This is a genomic window from Pseudomonas parakoreensis, from assembly GCF_021602155.1.
In the GTDB taxonomy this organism is placed as follows: Bacteria; Pseudomonadota; Gammaproteobacteria; order Pseudomonadales; family Pseudomonadaceae; genus Aquipseudomonas; species Aquipseudomonas parakoreensis.
Window position 1 is genome coordinate 77,736 of the sequence record NZ_BQHY01000014.1, and the last position, 20,211, is coordinate 97,946.

Annotated in this window: 10 protein-coding genes; 5 read left to right on the plus strand and 5 right to left on the minus strand. The window is 61.0% G+C overall.

The features are described 5' to 3' along the window. The first annotated feature begins 29 nt into the window (after positions 1 to 29). Entirely contained in the window at positions 30 to 776 is a 747-nt protein-coding gene (gene cobM, locus L6D63_RS21305; RefSeq protein WP_047291463.1) for a precorrin-4 C(11)-methyltransferase, read from the plus strand. Between the two features lie 187 nt (positions 777 to 963). Here the strand turns inward: cobM and nfuA are convergent, their stop codons facing one another. From nfuA to L6D63_RS21320, 3 genes are all read right to left on the minus strand, one after another. Further along, the gene (gene nfuA / locus L6D63_RS21310; protein WP_003225494.1) at positions 964 to 1,548 is read right to left on the minus strand and encodes a Fe-S biogenesis protein NfuA; all 585 of its coding nucleotides are present in this window, start codon (positions 1,546 to 1,548) and stop codon (positions 964 to 966) included. A gap of 57 nt (positions 1,549 to 1,605) precedes the next feature. Then, positions 1,606 to 2,631 (minus strand): acyltransferase family protein, encoded by a 1,026-nt coding sequence (locus L6D63_RS21315; RefSeq protein ID WP_131671729.1) that lies wholly within the window; start codon positions 2,629 to 2,631, stop codon positions 1,606 to 1,608. 181 nt (positions 2,632 to 2,812) lie between these two features. Continuing rightward, positions 2,813 to 5,107 (minus strand): fatty acid cis/trans isomerase, encoded by a 2,295-nt coding sequence (locus L6D63_RS21320; protein ID WP_131671728.1) that lies wholly within the window; start codon positions 5,105 to 5,107, stop codon positions 2,813 to 2,815. A gap of 156 nt (positions 5,108 to 5,263) precedes the next feature. Between L6D63_RS21320 and metH the strand changes: the two genes are divergently transcribed. Next, positions 5,264 to 8,974, plus strand: coding sequence for a methionine synthase (gene metH / locus L6D63_RS21325; RefSeq protein ID WP_131671727.1), 3,711 nt, complete (start codon positions 5,264 to 5,266; stop codon positions 8,972 to 8,974). A 49-nt stretch (positions 8,975 to 9,023) separates the two neighbouring features. Here the strand turns inward: metH and L6D63_RS21330 are convergent, their stop codons facing one another. After that, positions 9,024 to 16,037: an NEL-type E3 ubiquitin ligase domain-containing protein gene (locus tag L6D63_RS21330; RefSeq protein ID WP_131671726.1), complete on the minus strand. Its 7,014-nt coding sequence runs from the start codon at positions 16,035 to 16,037 to the stop codon at positions 9,024 to 9,026. Between the two features lie 177 nt (positions 16,038 to 16,214). On the opposite strand from L6D63_RS21330, the gene L6D63_RS21335 reads away from it, so the two are divergent. Beyond that, entirely contained in the window at positions 16,215 to 16,433 is a 219-nt protein-coding gene (locus L6D63_RS21335; protein WP_025112547.1) for a DUF2970 domain-containing protein, read from the plus strand. A 6-nt stretch (positions 16,434 to 16,439) separates the two neighbouring features. On the opposite strand, the gene L6D63_RS21340 is transcribed toward L6D63_RS21335, so the two are convergent. Then, entirely contained in the window at positions 16,440 to 17,513 is a 1,074-nt protein-coding gene (locus L6D63_RS21340) for an ABC transporter substrate-binding protein (RefSeq protein WP_047291449.1), read from the minus strand. A 524-nt stretch (positions 17,514 to 18,037) separates the two neighbouring features. Between L6D63_RS21340 and L6D63_RS21345 the strand changes: the two genes are divergently transcribed. After that, a complete protein-coding gene (locus L6D63_RS21345; protein WP_047291448.1) occupies positions 18,038 to 19,696 on the plus strand; it encodes a nitrite/sulfite reductase in 1,659 nt (552 codons plus the stop codon). Then, positions 19,680 to 20,174 carry a DUF934 domain-containing protein gene (locus L6D63_RS21350; RefSeq protein WP_047291445.1) on the plus strand — a complete coding sequence of 165 codons (495 nt, stop codon included), beginning with the start codon at positions 19,680 to 19,682 and terminating at the stop codon, positions 20,172 to 20,174. Before L6D63_RS21345 ends, L6D63_RS21350 begins: the two co-directional genes overlap by 17 nt. Positions 20,175 to 20,211: the final 37 nt, after the last annotated feature.

Consider the following 20,211-nt stretch of genomic DNA (forward strand, 5'->3'; position numbering starts at 1 on the left):
CCCTGCCCCGTTTTTCACAGGATGTCTTCATGACCGTCTACTTCATCGGCGCCGGCCCCGGCGACCCGGAATTGATCACCGTCAAAGGCCAGCGACTGATTCGCAGTTGCCCGGTAATCATTTACGCAGGCTCGCTGGTGCCGGCCGCCGTGCTCGCGGGACATCAGGCGGAAACGGTGGTCAACAGCGCCGAATTGCATCTGGAGCAGATCATTGAACTGATCACAACCGCCCACGGCAAGGGCCAGGACGTGGCGCGGGTGCACTCGGGTGATCCGAGCCTGTACGGTGCGATTGGCGAGCAGATTCGTTATCTGCGCGAGTTGAATATTCCGTTCGAAATCATCCCCGGCGTCACCGCCACCGCCGCCTGTGCAGCCTTGCTTGGCGCCGAGCTGACGCTGCCGGATGTGTCACAGAGCGTGATTCTGACCCGCTATGCGGACAAGACCGCGATGCCCGCCGGCGAGGAACTCGGCGATCTGGCACAACATGGCGCGACCATGGCGATTCACCTGGGGGTCAATCATCTGCAGAAAATCATCACTGAACTGCTGCCGCATTACGGCGCGGATTGCCCGATTGCAGTGATTCACCGGGCGACGTGGCCGGATCAGGACTGGGTGGTGGGGACGCTGGAGGACATTGCGGCGAAGGTTGCGGCCAAGGGGTTTCGGCGTACGGCGTTGATTCTGGTGGGTCGGGTGCTGGGCAGTGAGGTGTTCAGCGAGTCATCGCTGTATCGCGCGGGGCATGCACATCTCTACAGACCCTGAGTCAGATGAGTTTTGTGGCTGGATAAAAAACCTGTGGTGAGGGGATTTATCCCCGATGAACTGCGCAGCAGTTCCATTTCTTGGGCTGCTTCGCACCCCATCGGGGATAAATCCCCTCGCTACAAAAGGACATAAAAAAACGGCGCTCACGGGGCGCCGTTTTTCATGTTCGCAGTGAACACCTTACTCAGTAGTAGGCGTTTTCTTTCTGCGTGTGGTCGGTCACGTCGCGCACACCTTTGAGCTCTGGAATACGCTCAAGCAAGGTGCGCTCGATGCCTTCCTTCAGGGTCACGTCGGCCTGGCCGCAGCCCTGGCAGCCGCCGCCGAACTGCAGCACGGCAATGCCGTCCTCGACCACATCGATCAGGCTGACCTGACCGCCGTGGCTGGCCAGCCCCGGGTTGATTTCGGTTTGCAGGTAATAGTTGATGCGCTCGTTGACCGGGCTGTCGGCGTTGACCATCGGGACTTTGGCGTTTGGCGCCTTGATGGTCAGCTGGCCGCCCATGCGGTCGGTGGCGTAGTCGACGACGGCATCGTCGAGAAACGCTTCGCTGAACGAGTCGATATAGGCGGTGAAGCTTTTCAGCCCCAGCGCGGTATCTTCAGGTTTTTCTTCGCCCGGCTTGCAATAGGCAATGCAGGTTTCGGCGTACTGGGTGCCAGGCTGGGTGATGAAGACGCGGATGCCGATACCCGGGGTGTTCTGCTTGGAGAGCAGATCGGCCAGGTAATCGTGGGCGGCGTCGGTAATGGTAATAGCGGTCATGGAAACTCCTCGCAGGCTTGGGCGCAGTTTACGCCAATCATTGCGCCGGACAAAGTCCTAGTATTTTTGTCGGGAAAGATTTTCGACCGGTACGCGTAGCGGTTCGCCATCGATCCGTGCTTTAAGCCACCGATAGCTGCGTTTTTCTACCCATTCGTAGCTCAACCATGACCCCACAGCGATGGCCACCGCGCAGACGATGAACATCAGATACGGGTTGACCCCGTAACGCCGCGCGATAAAACCGCCAACCGACAGCACCAGCACATGCATCAGATACACCGAATAGGAACAGTCGCCGAGCCATTTCATCACACGGTTGTGCTCGACGTAGCGCTCCAGTGCCATGCACGCCATCACCAGCACCGCGCTCGGAATCCCCCAGCTCAACAACCTTGGCGCCGGCGTCAGGTGGTAGACCGCTGTCAACGCGGCCCCCATCGCCAACAGCGGCAGCCATAAACCTGCACCGATCCAGCCCCGGCGATAGAGCACGCCAATGCCGATCCCCAGCAAAAATTCGTAGACGATGTCCGAACGGTAAAACTCGTTGATCCAGCCAAACGCCTGACAGACCGAAAACAGCAACGCGCCAACCACCAGCAAGCGCACCTGCCAGCGGAACACCAGCGCACAGGCGAACAACACATAGAAAAGCATTTCGTAATTGAGCGTCCAGCCGACATTCAGCGTCGGATAGATCCCATAGCCACCGGGGTTTTGCGCAGGAATGAATAACAGCGACGCGAGGAAATGCGCCCAATCCACCGTCTGATCCGGCAACAGCGGTCGGGCGAACACCACCAGCAACGCCATCAGCAGCGTGTACAGCCAGTATGCCGGGACGATGCGCGACAGCCGATACAGCAGAAACCGCGCCGGAGGCAACGACTTGCTTTCGGTAGACAAGAAAATCACCAGCCCGCTGATGACGAAGAAGACATCGACACCGACTGCGCCTTTATCAATGAAGAACTGCCCGACCGGGCCGCGCGCCTTGAAGTCGAAGAAAATCTGCATGAAGTGGTGGCAGACCACGGTCCACGCGGCAAGCGCCCGCAGGGCCTGCACTGAAATCAACATGATCGGCTCCCGTGCACAATTCCTGAATCACCTCCGGCCCCCTGTAGGAGCTGCGGCACGCTGCGATCTTTTGATCTTTGTTGTTAAAGAATCAAAAGATCGCAGCCTCGTTGCACTCGGCAGCTCCTACAGGGGCTTTGCGGTGTTGCTTGGAGTTGGGACAGCAGGTCGATCTCAACGATCAAAGATTCTCGTAGCGGTTCATGTCCAGCACGCCCTCTTCCACCGGTTCGGTTTCGTGGATGTACTGGCTCAGGTCGTGAAAATAGAACCAGAATTGCGGATGACTGCGACGGATCCCCCAACGTTCGACGATTTTCTCGAAGCGATCGGCATCCTTGACGCTTTCCATGGCATCGACAAACTCCGGTACTTGCCCGGCCGGAATGTTGAACATGAAATTCGGGTAACTGCTGAGCACGCCTGGATAAATGGTCAAGGTGTCGAGTCCCGGCTGATAGCGCAGGGATTCGCCCAACAGAAACGCCACGTTGCTGTGCGCACGGTTGCGCAGCAGGCTGTAGACCTCGCGTTTGCCGCTGCGGGTTTCGATGCGCAGCAGGGTGGCTTCCGGCAATTGGTCGATGACCTTGAGACCGCCGGCCGGTCGTGACGTCAGGCGGCTCAGCGCCTGTTCGGCGTTCTGCAGCGCCGGATCAATGTTCGGCCGCGAGCAGTAGGCGCCGTCACAGCGGTTGATCGGATCCGGCCGCGCATTGAGGTCGCCGTAGCGTGCCAGCAGTTGCATGGCGAAGTCGTATTTCGGGTCCTTCGGATCGAGTTTCAGCCCGGTCGGTTTGTCGTCGTCAATGGCTTCGTAGTCGAGCCACATCTTGAACTGGCCGCTGCTCTGATACCAATCGTCGAGGTAGTCCTCACGGGAGTCGGCCGGCATCAGACGCAGGAAGTTCTGTTCGGCGCCGTTGCGGATCAGGTCGAAATACAGACGGGTCTGCGCCTGATGGGAGACGTTGCCGAACACATCGAAGTTGACCGCCAACTGGTAATACGTGCGCTCCAGCAGCGGATAGTCGAACAGCCACATCGTTTGCGGCACTTCGCCGATCAGGCCTTTGGTCACCGAAGCGCTGTCGAAGTGGCGGAAAATGCTCAGCAGCGCGTTGTCGTTGCCCGCCCACAGGGTCGACCAGCTCGGCGGCGGTTGGTCAGCGTAGCTGTCGCGGCGCAGGGCTTCGTATTCGTTGCGCTTGTTGCGGTAGTTATGCCAAAGGCTCAAAACACTGCCAACGTCGTCGTTCTGCCCCGGCATTGCCAGCAACGGCGTGGCCTGGCCGCGATAGTTGGGGTCGGTGATGTACAGATCGTGTTCCGGCGCCTGGAACAGCGCCCAGAAGTTATCGCGGATCACATCGGTTGCAATCTGCCCACGGCACACCGGCCCGCGAATGAAGGTGCGGACGAAGTATTCGGCATTGTCGAGCATGAACTGGTAGCGCGCCTGCGCCGGAATCGCTTCGAACGTGGCGAACGGGTTGGCCCGGCTCTGCGGCCCGTACCCCGGTAACGCGTTGACTTGCCAGTTGCCGCTGTAGAACAGGCTCTTGACCCGCGCCATCTTCGCCGGGCTCAGCGGATAAGTGATGTGGGTCTTGTGCACGATCACCCCTTGCACCGGCCACAGGCGGTAATACACCTGAGTGCCCGGGTCGTCATTCGGGCGTCGGGTGGCGATCAGGTCGATCGGCTGCCCGGTCGGCGTGCGCGACCGCACCCACTGGAAGTAGTGCCCCGGCTCGCCGTCCTTGAAATAGATATGCGCCAGGAACCAGTGTTCGAACAACCAGCGCCCGACCAGACTCTGCCGCGCACCCGGCGTGTTGAGCAGGTTTTCCCACTGCACAATTTGCAGCGCTTCTTTGGCGCTCGGGGCCAAACCTTGTTCGTCGATCGGCGCACCGGACGCCAGCCAGCGTTGCAGGGTCTGGTATTGCTGATCGGTGAGGCCGGTCACCGCCAGCGGCATGCCTTCTTTCGGATGGGCGCCGGCATAGCCTTCAAACTCGGCGGGCATCGCACACAGGTTTTCCCGTTGCAGGCCGAGGACGATCTCTTCCGGCAGCCTGGCATTCGGTGTCAGCGGGGTTTTGTGGCCCAGCTCCAGCATGCGCGCCATCAGCGCCGCCTGACTGCCCTGAGCGTCGAGTACCGAATAGAAACCCTTCTGCTGCCACGCACGTTTGCCGAAAGCGTCGTAGAACAGTCGCGTGGTCGGCGCAGCCTGAGTGCGCTCGCCGTCGTAGACCGGCATCTTGCTCGCGCCACGGCCAGCGCCTTCACCGCTGCCCAGGTTGAGCTGGCACGGCGAGTCGTAGCACGCATGGCAGGCCACGCATTTCTCGGTGAAGATCGGCTGGATGTCTCGGGTGTACGAAATAGCAGCAGAGATCGCGGGTTCCTGCGCCACGGCGCCCCAGCTTAAAAACAGCAAGAAAATGCTGATGACGCGGTACGACATGCCCTTGATCCCGATCCAGAAAAAAACGTCCGCGATTCTACAGTATGACGCCCGTACCAACATGAGCGATATTCATGCAAAAGCGGCACATGCTCCAAAAGCGCACAGGTTTGCTATGATCCCGGCCCTTCGTCATGGTCTTTTCGAGTAGTCCCAATGTCTGATCGCAGCGTCCGCCTTCAAGCTCTCAAGCAAGCCCTCAAAGAGCGCATCCTGATACTCGATGGCGGCATGGGCACGATGATCCAGAGCTACAAGCTCGAGGAGCAGGATTATCGCGGCAAACGCTTCGCCGACTGGCCGAGCGACGTCAAGGGCAACAACGACCTGTTGGTGATCACCCGTCCGGACGTGATCGGCGGCATCGAAAAGGCTTATCTGGATGCCGGCGCCGACATTCTGGAAACCAACACTTTCAACGCCACGCGCATTTCCATGGCTGACTACGGCATGGAAGAACTGGCGTACGAATTAAACGTAGAAGGCGCGCGTCTGGCGCGCAAGGTGGCCGACGCCAAGACCGCCGAGAACCCGGACAAGCCACGCTTCGTTGCTGGCGTACTCGGCCCGACCAGCCGTACCTGCTCGCTGTCGCCTGACGTGAACAACCCAGGCTACCGCAACGTCACCTTCGATGAATTGGTGGAAAACTACACCGAAGCCACCAAAGGCCTGATCGAGGGCGGCGTCGACCTGATCCTGATCGAAACCATCTTCGACACGCTCAACGCCAAAGCCGCGATCTTCGCCGTACAAGGCGTCTTCGAAGAACTGCACATTGAACTGCCGATCATGATTTCCGGGACCATCACCGATGCGTCCGGCCGCACCCTCTCGGGCCAGACCACCGAAGCGTTCTGGAACTCGGTGGCCCACGCCAAGCCAATCTCGGTCGGCCTCAACTGCGCCCTCGGCGCCAGCGAACTGCGTCCGTATCTGGAAGAGCTGTCGAACAAGGCCAGCACTCACGTGTCGGCGCACCCGAACGCCGGTTTGCCGAACGAATTCGGCGAGTACGACGAATTGCCGGTGGACACCGCCAAGGTCATCGAAGAATTCGCCCAAAGCGGTTTCCTCAACATCGTCGGCGGTTGCTGCGGCACCACTCCGGGCCACATCGAAGCCATCGCCAAAGCTGTCGCCGGTTACGCGCCGCGGCAGATTCCGGATATTCCCAAGGCCTGCCGCCTGTCGGGCCTGGAGCCGTTCACCATCGATCGCAGCTCGCTGTTCGTCAACGTTGGCGAGCGGACCAACATCACCGGCTCCGCGAAGTTCGCCCGCCTGATCCGTGAAGACAACTACACCGAAGCCCTGGAAGTCGCCCTGCAGCAGGTCGAGGCCGGCGCCCAGGTGATCGACATCAACATGGACGAAGGCATGCTCGATTCGAAGAAGGCCATGGTGACCTTCCTCAATCTGATCGCCGGCGAGCCGGACATCTCTCGCGTGCCGATCATGATCGACTCGTCGAAATGGGAAGTGATCGAAGCCGGCCTCAAGTGCATCCAGGGCAAGGGCATCGTCAACTCGATCAGCATGAAAGAAGGCGTCGAGCAGTTCATCCATCACGCCAAGCTGTGCAAACGCTACGGCGCGGCAGTGGTGGTCATGGCCTTCGACGAAGCCGGCCAGGCCGACACCGAGGCGCGCAAGAAAGAGATCTGCAAACGCTCCTACGACATTCTGGTCAACGAAGTCGGCTTCCCGCCGGAAGACATCATCTTCGACCCGAACATCTTCGCCGTGGCCACCGGCATCGAAGAACACAACAATTACGCTGTGGACTTCATCAATGCCTGTGCCTACATCCGCGACGAGCTGCCGTATGCGCTGAGCTCCGGTGGCGTGTCCAACGTGTCGTTCTCGTTCCGCGGCAACAACCCGGTGCGTGAGGCGATCCACTCGGTGTTTCTGCTGTATGCGATCCGCGCCGGCCTGACCATGGGTATCGTCAACGCCGGTCAGCTGGAGATCTACGACCAGATCCCGCAGGAACTGCGCGACGCCGTCGAAGACGTGATCCTCAACCGCACGCCGGAAGGCACCGACGCCCTTCTCGCCATCGCCGACAAGTACAAGGGCGACGGCAGCGTCAAGGAAGCCGAGACCGAAGAGTGGCGCAGCTGGGACGTCAACAAGCGTCTGGAGCATGCGCTGGTCAAGGGCATCACCACGCACATCGTCGAAGACACCGAAGAGTCGCGCCAGTCATTTGCCCGCCCGATCGAAGTCATCGAAGGCCCGCTGATGTCCGGCATGAACATCGTTGGCGACCTGTTCGGCGCCGGCAAAATGTTCCTGCCGCAGGTGGTCAAATCCGCCCGCGTGATGAAGCAAGCCGTGGCGCATCTGATCCCGTTCATCGAACTGGAAAAAGGCGACAAGCCGGAAGCCAAGGGCAAGATCCTGATGGCCACGGTAAAAGGCGACGTGCACGACATCGGCAAGAACATCGTGGGTGTGGTGCTGGGCTGTAACGGCTACGACATCGTCGACCTCGGCGTGATGGTCCCGGCGGAGAAAATCCTTCAGGTCGCCAAGGAAGAAAAGTGCGACATCATTGGCCTGTCCGGCCTGATCACGCCGTCGCTGGACGAGATGGTTCACGTTGCCCGGGAAATGCAGCGTCAGGATTTCCACCTGCCGCTGATGATCGGTGGCGCGACCACCTCCAAGGCGCACACCGCCGTGAAGATCGAGCCGAAGTACAGCAACGATGCGGTGGTCTACGTGACCGACGCCTCGCGTGCGGTCGGCGTCGCGACACAGTTGCTGTCCAAGGAACTCAAGGCCGGATTCGTCGAGAAGACCCGCGCCGATTACGTCGACGTGCGTGAGCGCACCGCCAACCGCAGCGCCCGTACCGAGCGCCTGAGCTACGCGGCGGCGATCGCCAAGAAGCCGCAGTTCGACTGGGCCAGCTACACGCCGGTCAAACCGACCTTCACCGGCACCCGCGTGCTGGACAACATCGACCTCAACGTGCTGGCCGATTACATCGACTGGACGCCGTTCTTCATCTCCTGGGACCTGGCCGGCAAGTTTCCGCGCATCCTCGAAGACGAAGTGGTCGGTGAAGCCGCCACCGCGCTGTACAAGGACGCCCGCGAGATGCTGACCAAGCTGATCGACGAGAAGCTGATCAGCGCCCGTGCGGTGTTCGGTTTCTGGCCGGCCAATCAGGTACACGACGACGATATCGAGCTGTACGGCGATGACGGCAAGCCCATGGCGCGCCTGCATCATCTGCGTCAGCAGATCATCAAGACCGACGGCAAGCCGAACTTCTCGCTGGCCGACTTCGTCGCGCCGAAAGACAGCGAAGTGACCGATTACGTCGGGGGGTTCATCACCACCGCCGGCATCGGCGCCGAAGAAGTGGCCAAGGCTTATCAGGACGCTGGCGACGACTACAACTCGATCATGGTCAAAGCCCTCGCCGACCGTCTGGCGGAAGCTTGCGCCGAATGGCTGCACCAGCAAGTGCGTAAAGAACACTGGGGTTATGCCAAGGACGAAGTGCTGGACAACGAAGCGCTGATCAAAGAGCAGTACTCCGGTATCCGTCCGGCACCGGGTTACCCGGCCTGCCCGGATCACACCGAGAAGGCCACGCTGTTCACCCTGCTCGATCCTGAGGCCAGCGAAATGCGCGCGGGCCGCAGCGGCGTGTTCCTCACCGAACACTATGCGATGTTCCCCGCAGCAGCCGTCAGCGGCTGGTACTTCGCGCACCCGCAGGCGCAATACTTCGCGGTGGGCAAGGTCGACAAGGATCAGGTGCAGAGCTACACCTCGCGCAAAGGTCAGGAACTGAGCGTGACCGAGCGCTGGCTGGCGCCGAACCTCGGTTACGACGAATAAGCGCGACGGTCACTCCACGGATCAGCCGGGGAGTGACCGTTCACCAGGTTTACGCGCCTGACGATTGCCCGGAGGAGCCGGGCATTGGTGCCTTGTCGGCAGACAAACCGATCCGTTCAATCGCCTGTCGCGTCAATTCGATGAGCCTGGCATTGCGCGCCGCCGCCTGATCGAACAGCCGGCTCAGATAAAGCGGGTCGTCAACACTCAAACCGTCGTCCTCGCCCTCCTCCATCAACTGCCCTTCATCCATTTGCCTGAACGCTTCGGGCTGCTGCTCCTTGAGGTAATCCAGCCAGTAATCGCGCTGGATCAGGTCCTCCAGAAACCGGTCGGAGTGCTCCGCGTCAACCACCTCGGCCCGCGCATCGAACAACTGCTGAGGCGTTACACCGGAGGCAAATTTCATGTTTTTCGGCTGCCCGGGCAATTCCAGTCCATCCTCCCAGCCACCGGTCAGACCGATCCGGTAGCCGAGGCGGACTTCGGCTTCGTCAAAACCACTGCGCGCAGCCGCCGCTTTCGCCAGTTCATCGACCTTGTCCAGCCGGAACAGTTGCCGCGACAACGACAACAAGGCCTCGCCGCGAATTCCCGGGCGACCGGCCGGCAAATCGAGCAAGGCGTTGTAGGTAAAGACCTTGCTCTCCAGGCCACTGAACGTGAGGATTCGCCCGTCCACGCACGTTCCATGAGTGGCCGAGCCGGCGAAAATCACCTCGCGCAGTTCACTGTCGGCGGCGGCAGCCTCCATGACCCTCCAGACCCGTCGGGTCAGGTCGGCATTGGCCACGCGAAACTCCTGGGTGTCCTGTAATCGGTCAAGCAAATGGAAGAATGCCCCACTGTCCGGTTCCGCAGCCAGTTGATCCCAGAGCCGGTCTCGGGCGGACGCCTGCTCCGGCGGCAGATTCGCCAGCCACGGCGCTTTCTGCTGCGCATGGGCCTGTTCGTCCGGAAGCGATTCGTCCGACTCGATGCTCTCCGTGGAGCTGAGCCCGCCGGCAACATCGTCAGCCATTTCCTCCAGATCGGAACTCGAGAAACCGAGCACCCGCTGGCGGTTACCCGCCGTCTGATAAGCCCTGAGCCTTTCGAGGGACTCCTGCGACAGGTTGTAGTTGTCAGTCAGGTCGGTGCCGTCCATCAGCTCATCGTGCTGACCGTCCAGCGCCTCTTCGGGGATGGCGGTGATGTCGTTACGACTGAGGTTCAGTGTCTGCAGGTGCCGTGCATCCAGCGCACCGGCCGGCCATTCGGCCAGATTGTTGTTGCGCAGATCCAGATTTTGCAAATGCTCGAAATAGCTGACGTCGAACGCATCAAGGTAGTTGTAGCTCAGGTCCAGAGCTTGCAGATGTTCCAGACCGGACAGCGCGGCATACAGGTCCTCGCTGCCGCTGAAGTGGTTGCTGGAAAGCTCGAGTCGCTCCAGCTGCGGCATTTGCCGGACGCCATCAGGCAGCGCTGTGAGTGCATTGCCATTAAGGGTCAGATGACGCAGGTGGGTGAACGACTTGAGAAACCCGTCGCTGCCTTCGGCCGTTACCCGAGTGCCTGTCAGGTCCAGGCTGCCGACATGCCCGAAATCCTCGGGCAGCGCTGGCAGATCGCCCAATTGCAGGCCGTTGAGATCCAGAACCGCATCGCCCCCGGCAACCGCTAACCTGGCACGCCAGCAGGTGAGGATGCGCCACGCCGCGAGGCTGCGCGACTGCGAGGAGATGACCCAGTCGGCTCCACGGGTTTCGCGGGTATACAGCCAGCCGTTGAGTCGGCGAACGAGGGTTTCAAACGTCTGACTCCAGCCCGTGATCCGCTCGGCGATCTGCACATCAGTGGCGCCATCGCTACGCAGCGCCTCGATCACTTGCATGGCTTGTTTATCGCTAAAGGCCGGCTGCATCCGCTGCAGATTCTGGCGCATGCGTGCCAGATCGGTACTGACAGGTGCCGGCGTCAACGGCAGCAACTGGCGGGCCACGGTCAAACCGTTCTCCGCTGGGGGAAACGTCGCCGGCACCGGCTCCCGGGCAAACGCATCCAGCGCGCCGGCCGGCAGACCCAGGTCGTGCTCGAGCCGCAGTTGCGCCGAACGCAGTTGCGCCGACGCCGCTGCGGTCAGGGGCGCACCGGTCAGGTTGGTGTTGAGCAGTGAGGTGCTCTCAAGCACGGCGGGCGGCAGCGTGCTGATACGGGTATCGCGCAAGTCCAGCCACGACAGTTGCGGCAAGCCTTCTGCGCCTGCCGGCCAGTGTTGCAGGTGCGTGCGCTGCAGGTCGAGCGCCTTCAAACGCTGCAGGCTGCCCACGTTCAACTCGTTCAGCGGATTGTTCCGCAGATTGAGCTGTTCAAGCGCAGGCAATTCACTCAATCCGCTCTGCAGGCTTGAACCATCGGTCAACAGATTGTCGGCGAGGTCCAGGTGCATCAGGCGCGAAAGGCGCTGCGACTCGATCGGCCATTCGTGCAAGGCATTGTTACTCAGATCAAGGGTGCGGACTTCGCTGAATGCGCTGATGAAACCGCGCATCTGCGCGCCGGCAACCCGCTGGCCATTGAGCAACAGCGTGCGTACATGCGCAAAGGCGTCTGCCGGTAACACCGGAAGTTCGCTGAGCCTCAACCCCGACAAATCCACGGTCGAGGCGCTGATCGTTGCGCCATAGCGCTTGAACAATCCGTTACGCCAACTGGCTTTGAGAACATGGGCCAGGTTTGATCGCGCGATCAGTTCGGACAGCGATTCTGCCGATACCACCAGACGCTGCTGCCACTGATTGAGTTCACGTTCCAGCGCCGCATATTGATCACTCAAGGCATTGATGGCGGTGAAACGCTGCTGCTCATCGGGCCATTGCTCGAAGAAACGATGGAATATCCCCTCGGTGGATTGATGCACGCCCTCGCCCAGGCGCCGCAACTCGCCGCGACAATAATCCCTGACCATCGTTTCTCGATCGATCAGGTGCTCCGGCAGGGTTTTGACGTATTCGTACACGCCCGCGAAGTTTTCCCGGGAGAATCTTGACCAGTCCAGCGACAGCCCCGACCAGAGTTTTTCGTGCCCCTGCAGCAGCTCGGCGGGCACGGTGCTGATGCTCGTGTCCCTGAGGTTCAGGCGCTCCAGAGCCGGTAGCTCCAACACACCCGCAGGCCAGTCGAACAATGAATAGGCGACGATGTCCAGGCTGCGCAAATTGCGCATGCCGCTGACGTCGAACGCCAGCGACTGATAACTCGAGGTGCTGACACTCAATGCTTCAAGTCGGGTCAACTGAGCCAGGCGTGCCGGCATGTCGGCGGCATAGGGCATCGCGCCATACAGCGTCAGGTCAGTCAGCTCCGGCATGTTCTGCAGCACCGCCGGCACGTTGGTAAACGTTTCTGCGGTGGCGTTGATGCGCAGCGCCTTGAGCCTGGGGAAATGGCTCAACAGTTCATCGCCGTTGGCATCGGTGATGCAACGCCCTCTGATGCGCAGGTCGCGCACATGCGAGAAATCTGCCGGCAGCTCCGGCAACGGCTCGTCGCACGTCAGATCGAGGCGTGCGGCACTTGCCTGACTGTCGGCCAGCGGCGCATGGCGCCAGCTCTGCTTGAGGCTGCGCACGACGCTGGATTTGCCGCCGATCATCGATTGCAGCGTCGGCTCCGGGGAAGGCACACCTTCCCATTGCGCCAGTGTCGATTCGAGCGCCTGCCATTCACGCAGGCGCCGTTGCAACATCTCGTAGATCTGCGCGTCAGTTCGCCCGGCGGCCAATTGCTTGAGGATGAACCCGCCCGCCTGTTGATCGGTGAGCGCCGGATACACGTCCTGCACGCGCGTCACCAGCAGCGGGTTCACGCCTTCGCCGCGACCGCTGGCGTAATAACCCAGGCCATGCTGGCGTACCCGCACCGGCGCCTTGAAGCGCTGCTTGTGGCCATGGCGCCTGCTCGCCAGCCGAGCCAGTTCGGTGCGATGGCGGGCCACATACTCGATCACTGCCCGGCGCAGTCCGGCACTACGCGAAACCTCGGCAAAACCCAGAGCCTGTCGCGTCTGATCGGGCAACGCATGGAGGATCGAGGCAAAAAAGTTGTCCCCGCGCCGTGGGACGCCGTTGAGCGCTTCCCCGTGCGCGCTGTACGCCTGATAGACCGGCCCGCGCTTGACCAGGTAGTGAGTCTGACCGGCGCTTTCGCCGCCAAGGCTGTCGATCAACGGCACGTCGACACTGCCTTCGCGTACTTCCAGACGCACTTCGTCCGACCAGCCCGGCAGCCGCTCCAGGGCGCGCAAGGCCAGCCATTGGCTGTCGCCGCCGGCCGAATTTTCCATGTGCAGACCGGCAATCGCATGGTTGAAACGCCGCAGCCGGGCATATTCACGGGAGATCTCCAGCAGCCGCAAGGGTACCCGCCCACCGTTCTGCAGACGCGTCAGTTCCTCGGCGTTCGCCTCGAGCAATACACGGATTGCCGCCGAACTGCCCAGCCCCGGCGTGGCGGCCTGTAGCCTGGCGATTCGCGGGTCGTTCAGCGCGGGTTCGTCATACAGCCTGTCGAACATTGCCGGCTGCCGGGTTCGCAGGTAATCGGCGATCTGTTTGCGCAACTCCAGCGGCCGGGATTCGATGACCCGCGCCGGCTCGGCACCCAGCAGCCAAACGGTTTGCGGCTCATCCAGCGTTGCCAGAATGCGCGCAGGCAGTTGGCCGTCGAGCACGTCGGCGCGGGTGATCCGGATCGGCGCACGCGTCGGGCCCTCGATTGCACCTGACGGCGCGCCGAACAGACGGCTGGGGCCGGACAACCGCGGTCCGTCGAAGACTTCCAGCATCTGCCCGCTCGGCCAGCGCGGCATTTGCGTAAGCATGGGCAGCGTCAGCAGGTACGAATCGTCAAGCCTGGCTCCTCGTTCGACTTGGTCGATCAAGCGCCCGACCTGCTGATTCGCCTCATATAAGCGCAGCGTGTCGGCCAGGGCCAGTGGCGCCGGCTGGTGATCGAGGTGCATCTGCCGCAGGGCATCATCGCTGACACCACTGAGGTCGGCGATTTCGAGCAATTGCTCATCCGAAAATGCGTCAGTCGAGTGACCGATGCGCCGCAGCAGGGTCAGTCGATCCCAGTGCAGCGGCCGCTCGAGGGTGTGGCGCCAGGCGCCCAGTCGATTGTGCTCGAGGAGCGGTTGATACGCCGCCGGATCCTGCGGGTGGAGGATGCGCCAGTTATTCAGGTTCTCGTCGTAGTGCGTCTGATAGAGCTTGCCCTGCTGGCGAATGAAGGTCTTGCCGTCGAACCGATACACGCCTTGCGCGTCGGGCCCGACAGTTGCTGGCAGGACAATATCGCTGGCGTAGGCATCGAGGTCGGGTTTCCACAGGCGAACCGAGCCATCGGGCCGCTCGACCGGCTGCAGGTGCTCGATCACGGGTTCGGCGGAGGCCGCGCGCAGGCGGCTTACGCCCTTGCCCACTGCGCCCATTACGCCAATCAGTGCCAGGTTCTGCGCCACATCGACCAGATGCGCCTTGGCAGCCTCGTGATCGCCTTCTGACCATTCGATGGCGCCTTCGAAGGACTCGTAGAGCAGTTGCCCCGCCATCACGGTCATCATGATTTCGCCCAGCACCGGGACAAACATCGACACCATGTTCAACCCCAGCATGCCGAATTCGAGCAGATGATTGAGTTTGGCTGCCCGGACCCGGGCGTCGACGTCCGCCGTGGGCACGGCATGGGCGCGCGCGTCGGCGATGAATTTGGCCCGGTGCTGTTCGTAAAGGTATTGCCACAAATCGGTGTTGGCGCCCCAGATCCCGGCAACGTCCTGGCGCGTGATGGCAAACGGGTCGAGATACGGGTCAGGGTGCGGCTCGCGCTTGCCGGGGACTTCGGGTGGCAACTCCTTGATCTGCACGATAGTGGACAGCGGCGGTATCAGTTGTGCGACCTTGACCCAGATCGAATGCAACGGGTCACTCGGGGCGTCCGCGGCCTTCTGGGTGAACTGACTGAAATAGTAAGGGTGGTCGGCATAGGCCACGAACTGACTGAAAAACCGCTGGTAAGCGGTCGGTCCTTGCCCGGTCGCCGTAGTGTCGGTCGCCGTGAACTTGCGTTTGAACACCTCACGCATCTGCGCGCTGGTGTAACGCTTGAGCGGGTGTTGCGGGTCATGGGGAATGTAGACGATGAATTCGTTGGTGTAGCGGTAGCGCTCGCTGATGCTGAACACGACGCAACCGGTCATCCGCCGCTTCATCAGGCTCAGATCGCGAAACCACACAGCCTTGCCGCCAAGTTGCGGGTGGATCTGACCGTCCACCACCGACAGAATCATCCGGTAGTCGGCAGGCTCGATGTCCTTTTTCAGCAGCGCCCATTGCGCGGCGGCACGCAACGCGGCTTTCTGACTGGCAATGAACTGCCCATGCAAGGTGTCGTTGTTCTCGAAAAACGCTTTGATCCGTGTCTGATAAAGCGAACCGACGTCGAGTGAACGGCACAGCGTCAGAAACTGACTGACCGAGATGCCGATTTCTGCGGCCTGAAACTCGCCGGGGGTCGCTGTCTCGACCACGAAACCGGATTTGGCGTGATAGGCCCGTGCTTCACATTCCCAGGCCTCGAAGTTGTGCAGTGCCGCTTGCAGCAATGGCAGTTTCAACACTTCGAAGGTGGACACTTCCACCTCCAGCACTCCGAGTTCGAAGGGCCGTCTGAGGCACAGCAAGGTCTTGCCGAGATCGACCGTGACGTTGAACTGATCCTTGAGTGCCTCGCCAAGCAACGTTTGGGCAAATGCCTCGACGCTTTCGAGGCCGGCCATGGTCTTGTCGAGTCGGGTCTGGGCGACAAAGGCAGCCGTGACCTGGTCTTTCAAGGCTTGTTGCTGTTTCTGCGGGAATTCGTGATAGCCGGGCGGTGGACGGGTACTGGCCGCTTTCATCGCGGCTTGCCGGGCTGGCGAGGCGGCAATCAGCCAATCGGGGATCATCTGCTCAAGCAACTTGCCGTGGACGCTGGCGCTGACGGGCGCACGGGGCAACGTCGGGGAATGATGGGACATCCTGTCTCTCCTGAATAATGGGAGCACAGGACACCATGTCCGCCGCAGTGACCTGCGGTACATAGTTTTCGCATGGCCTTGAACCTATGTCCGGACACGTCAGGGTCCCCCGTGCGACCACGGCACAACCCGCAGGATTGACTATGCTGTCGGGACAGCCTTTCGGACGGGGGATTTATGGACGATCCAGTCGACAACAAACCACCGAGCTTCTGGCAGATGCTGCACAGCGTGATGGCGGCGGCATTTGGCGTGCAAAGCGGGAAGAATCGGGCAAGGGACTTCACCCATGGCAAGCCCAGCCACTTCGTGATCCTGGGGATCGGCTTCACCGCCGTGTTCGCCCTGACCCTGTTTGCCATCGTCAAACTGGTGCTGCATTTCGCCGGGGTCTGAGGGCGGTCAGTGCATCAGGGTCTGCAGCTCGAACGGGTAACGATACGAGGCCGGACGCCCCTTGGCGGACAGCTTGCGAAAGCCCACCCCGTAACCCGGTGCCGAGCCCATGGCCAGAATTTGCCGGGCCTGATGCTTGTCGATCAGTTGCAGCAACGGCACCTGGCGATCACGACCGCCGTAACGGGCCAGGTCGACGCCGTGGTCATAATCATGCAACTCCACCAGCGCCCAGCCACCGAGGGTGAAATGACCGCCCACCAGTGCGCTCAGGCGTCCATCGATCACCGCCTGCAACGCCTCGGATGAGGTATTGACCGCGCTGAACAGCACGTCCTTGCCCGGCACCTTGCCCGCTTCGACAAACGCGCGCATGGCGCCGAACGCCATCTCGTCATTCGCCGACCATACCAGTGACACCTTCGGATAGCGGCTGACCAGTTGCCGCGCCTGTTCGTAGGCGCGCTGCCGTGTCCAGCCGCTGTACACCAGTTGTCGCAGGCGCACCTGAGGATGCTCGGCCAAGGCACGCTGCATGCCGCGCTCGCGCAATTGCGCCGATGGCGTGATCTTCAGACCGGAAAACGCCAGCACTTCGATCGGCTCGTCTCGCGCCACTGGCGGATGCAAGCGAATCAACTCTTTCATCATCAGGTAGCCGCCCTCCTCGTCATTGGGCACCAGGCTGCCAATGCGATCGGCCCGCTCGCCGACGAGCGCCTGCTGATCGGCGGTCAGCACCGCGTTGACCATGAACAGCTTGACCCCGCTGCCTTCCGCCAGCCGCAGGATCTGTGGTGCAACGTACTGCTCGTTGACAAACATCAGGTAGTCGGGCCGGTTCGGTCCCTGCAGGGCAATCCTGGCCTGGGCCACGGTGAGTTCGGGCTGGCGTCGGGAATAGAGGATCTGCAAATCGACGCCAAGGTCGTGAGCCGCCGCTTGCATGAATTGCGAATAGCTGACCCAGAACGCTTCCTGAGTCGTACCCGGGTTGAGGAACAGCACCGACTCGGCCCGGGCTGCGGATCCGAAAACCGCACCGAACAGCAGGAGGCTGAGGCAGAAAAACTTCAACATGAAAGACCCGGGCCCAAGGAAAAATGGCCGCGCATTATAGCCCCCGAATCAGCGGCTATTGACGCCTGATCCCGTTTTTTGTCCGACAATCGTCGGAAGCGGACCCGGATCGGTCGTTTACTGATGGCTGACCCAGAATACCGCTGTCCCTACGACCAGAATAATCAGGAACAGAATGGCCCATGCATCGACACTGCTATCGCTTTTCTTTGCCTTGGTCGGATTGCTCATTGCATCGCCTCTTGTCGGTTTTATCGGTGATTGCAGAAAGACTCGATCACAGTTAAGACGATGATTGTCCCCGCGACAAATGTGGGTTAATCAACAACTATTCTCGTTAGGCGATTTGGTTCTTTACATATACTCAAACATCACTTTTGCGCATAACTGCAAACGGGTATATTGCCCCGGCTCCGTTAGGGAGTGCGCGGCCGTGCGCGCGTAATTGCAGAGGCACCATCGGACTCCAGCAAGCGAAAACGCAGCGTTTTCCGAGTAGCCCAAAGCCTGAGAACAGGACTTATATGTACGTATACGACGAGTACGATCAGCGGATCATCGAGGACCGCGTCAAGCAGTTCCGTGATCAGACCCGACGCTATCTGGCAGGTGAGCTGAGCGAAGAAGAATTCCGCCCCCTGCGCCTGCAAAATGGCCTGTACATCCAGCGTTTTGCGCCGATGTTGCGCGTGGCGGTGCCTTACGGCCAACTGACTTCCCGTCAGGTGCGCATGATGGCGAAGATTGCCCGCGACTACGACAAGGGCTACGCCCACATCAGTACGCGGCAGAACGTGCAGTTCAACTGGCCGGCGGTGGAAGACATTCCGGACATCCTCGCGGAACTGGCCACCGTGCAAATGCACGCGATCCAGACCAGCGGCAACTGCCTGCGCAACGTCACCACCGACCAGTTCGCCGGTGTCGCCGCCGATGAGGTGATCGACCCACGCCCATGGTGCGAAATCGTCCGTCAGTGGACCACATTCCACCCGGAATTCGCCTACCTGCCACGCAAATTCAAGATTGCCGTCAACGGTTCGACCGCTGACCGTGCCGCCATCGAAGTTCACGACATCGGCCTGGAGCCGGTCCACAACGCCGCCGGCGAACTGGGTTTCCGTGTACTGGTCGGCGGTGGCCTGGGCCGCACCCCGGTGGTCGGCGCATTCATCAACGAGTTCCTGCCGTGGCAGGACCTGTTGAGCTACCTCGACGCCATCCTGCGTGTGTACAACCGCTATGGCCGTCGCGACAACAAATACAAGGCGCGGATCAAGATCCTCGTCAAGGCGCTGACCCCCGAAGTCTTCGCGCAAAAAGTCGATGCCGAGATGGAGCACCTGCGCGGCGGCCAGACCACACTGACCGAAGCCGAACTGCATCGCGTCGCCAAGCACTTCGTCGATCCGGACTACAAGGTTCTGGAGAACCAGACCGCGGCCCTGGCCGAACTCGACAAGGAGCATCCGGGTTTCGCCCGCTGGCGCTCGCGCAACACCCTGGCGCACAAGAAGCCGGGTTATGTCGCGGTGACCCTGTCGCTGAAACCGACCGGCGTTGCTCCGGGCGACATCACCGACAAGCAGCTCGACGCTGTCGCCGACCTGGCCGAGCGTTACAGCTTCGGCCAACTGCGCACGTCGCACGAGCAGAACATCATCCTGGCCGATGTCGAGCAGAGCCAACTGTTCACCCTGTGGGGCGAACTGCGTGAAAGCGGTTTCGCCACGCCAAACATTGGCCTGCTGACCGACATCATCTGCTGCCCGGGCGGTGATTTCTGCTCGCTGGCCAACGCCAAGTCGATCCCGATCGCCGAATCGATCCAGCGCCGTTTCGACGACCTGGACTACCTGTTCGACATCGGTGAGCTGGACCTGAACATCTCCGGCTGCATGAACGCCTGTGGTCACCACCACGTCGGTCACATCGGCATTCTCGGGGTGGACAAGAAAGGGGAAGAGTTCTACCAGGTGTCCCTCGGTGGCAGCGCCAGCCGTGACGCGAGCCTGGGCAAGATCCTCGGCCCGTCCTTTGCCCAGGACGACATGCCGGACGTGATCTCGAAGCTGATCGACGTGTACGTTGAACAACGTACCGAAGACGAGCGCTTCATCGACACCTACCAGCGTATTGGCATCGACCTCTTCAAGGAACGCGTCTATGCAGCGAATCATTAAGAACAACGAAGTCGTCGACGAAACCTGGCACTTGCTGCCGAAAGATTTCAACATCGACGACATCAGCAATTGCGACGATCTGATTGTTCCGTTGCAGCTTTGGCGTGAACACAGCCGCATGCTCAAGGCCCGCGACGGCGGACTGGGTGTGTGGCTGGACGCCGATGAAGAAGCCGAGGAGATCGGTAACGACGTGGCCGAGTTTCAGGTCATCGCGCTGAACTTCCCGGCCTTCACCGACGGCCGCAACTACTCCAACGCCCGCCTGCTGCGCGACCGTTACGGTTTCAAAGGCGAACTGCGGGCGATTGGCGATGTGCTGCGTGACCAGTTGTTCTACATGCACCGCTGCGGTTTCGATGCGTTCGCCTTGCGCGCCGACAAAGACCCGTACGAAGCACTGGAAAGCCTGAAGGACTTCTCGGTCACCTACCAGGCCGCCACCGACGAACCGCTGCCGCTGTTCCGTCGTCGCTGATCGAAAAACGCCTTGAGCCTGCAATCGGGCTCAAGGC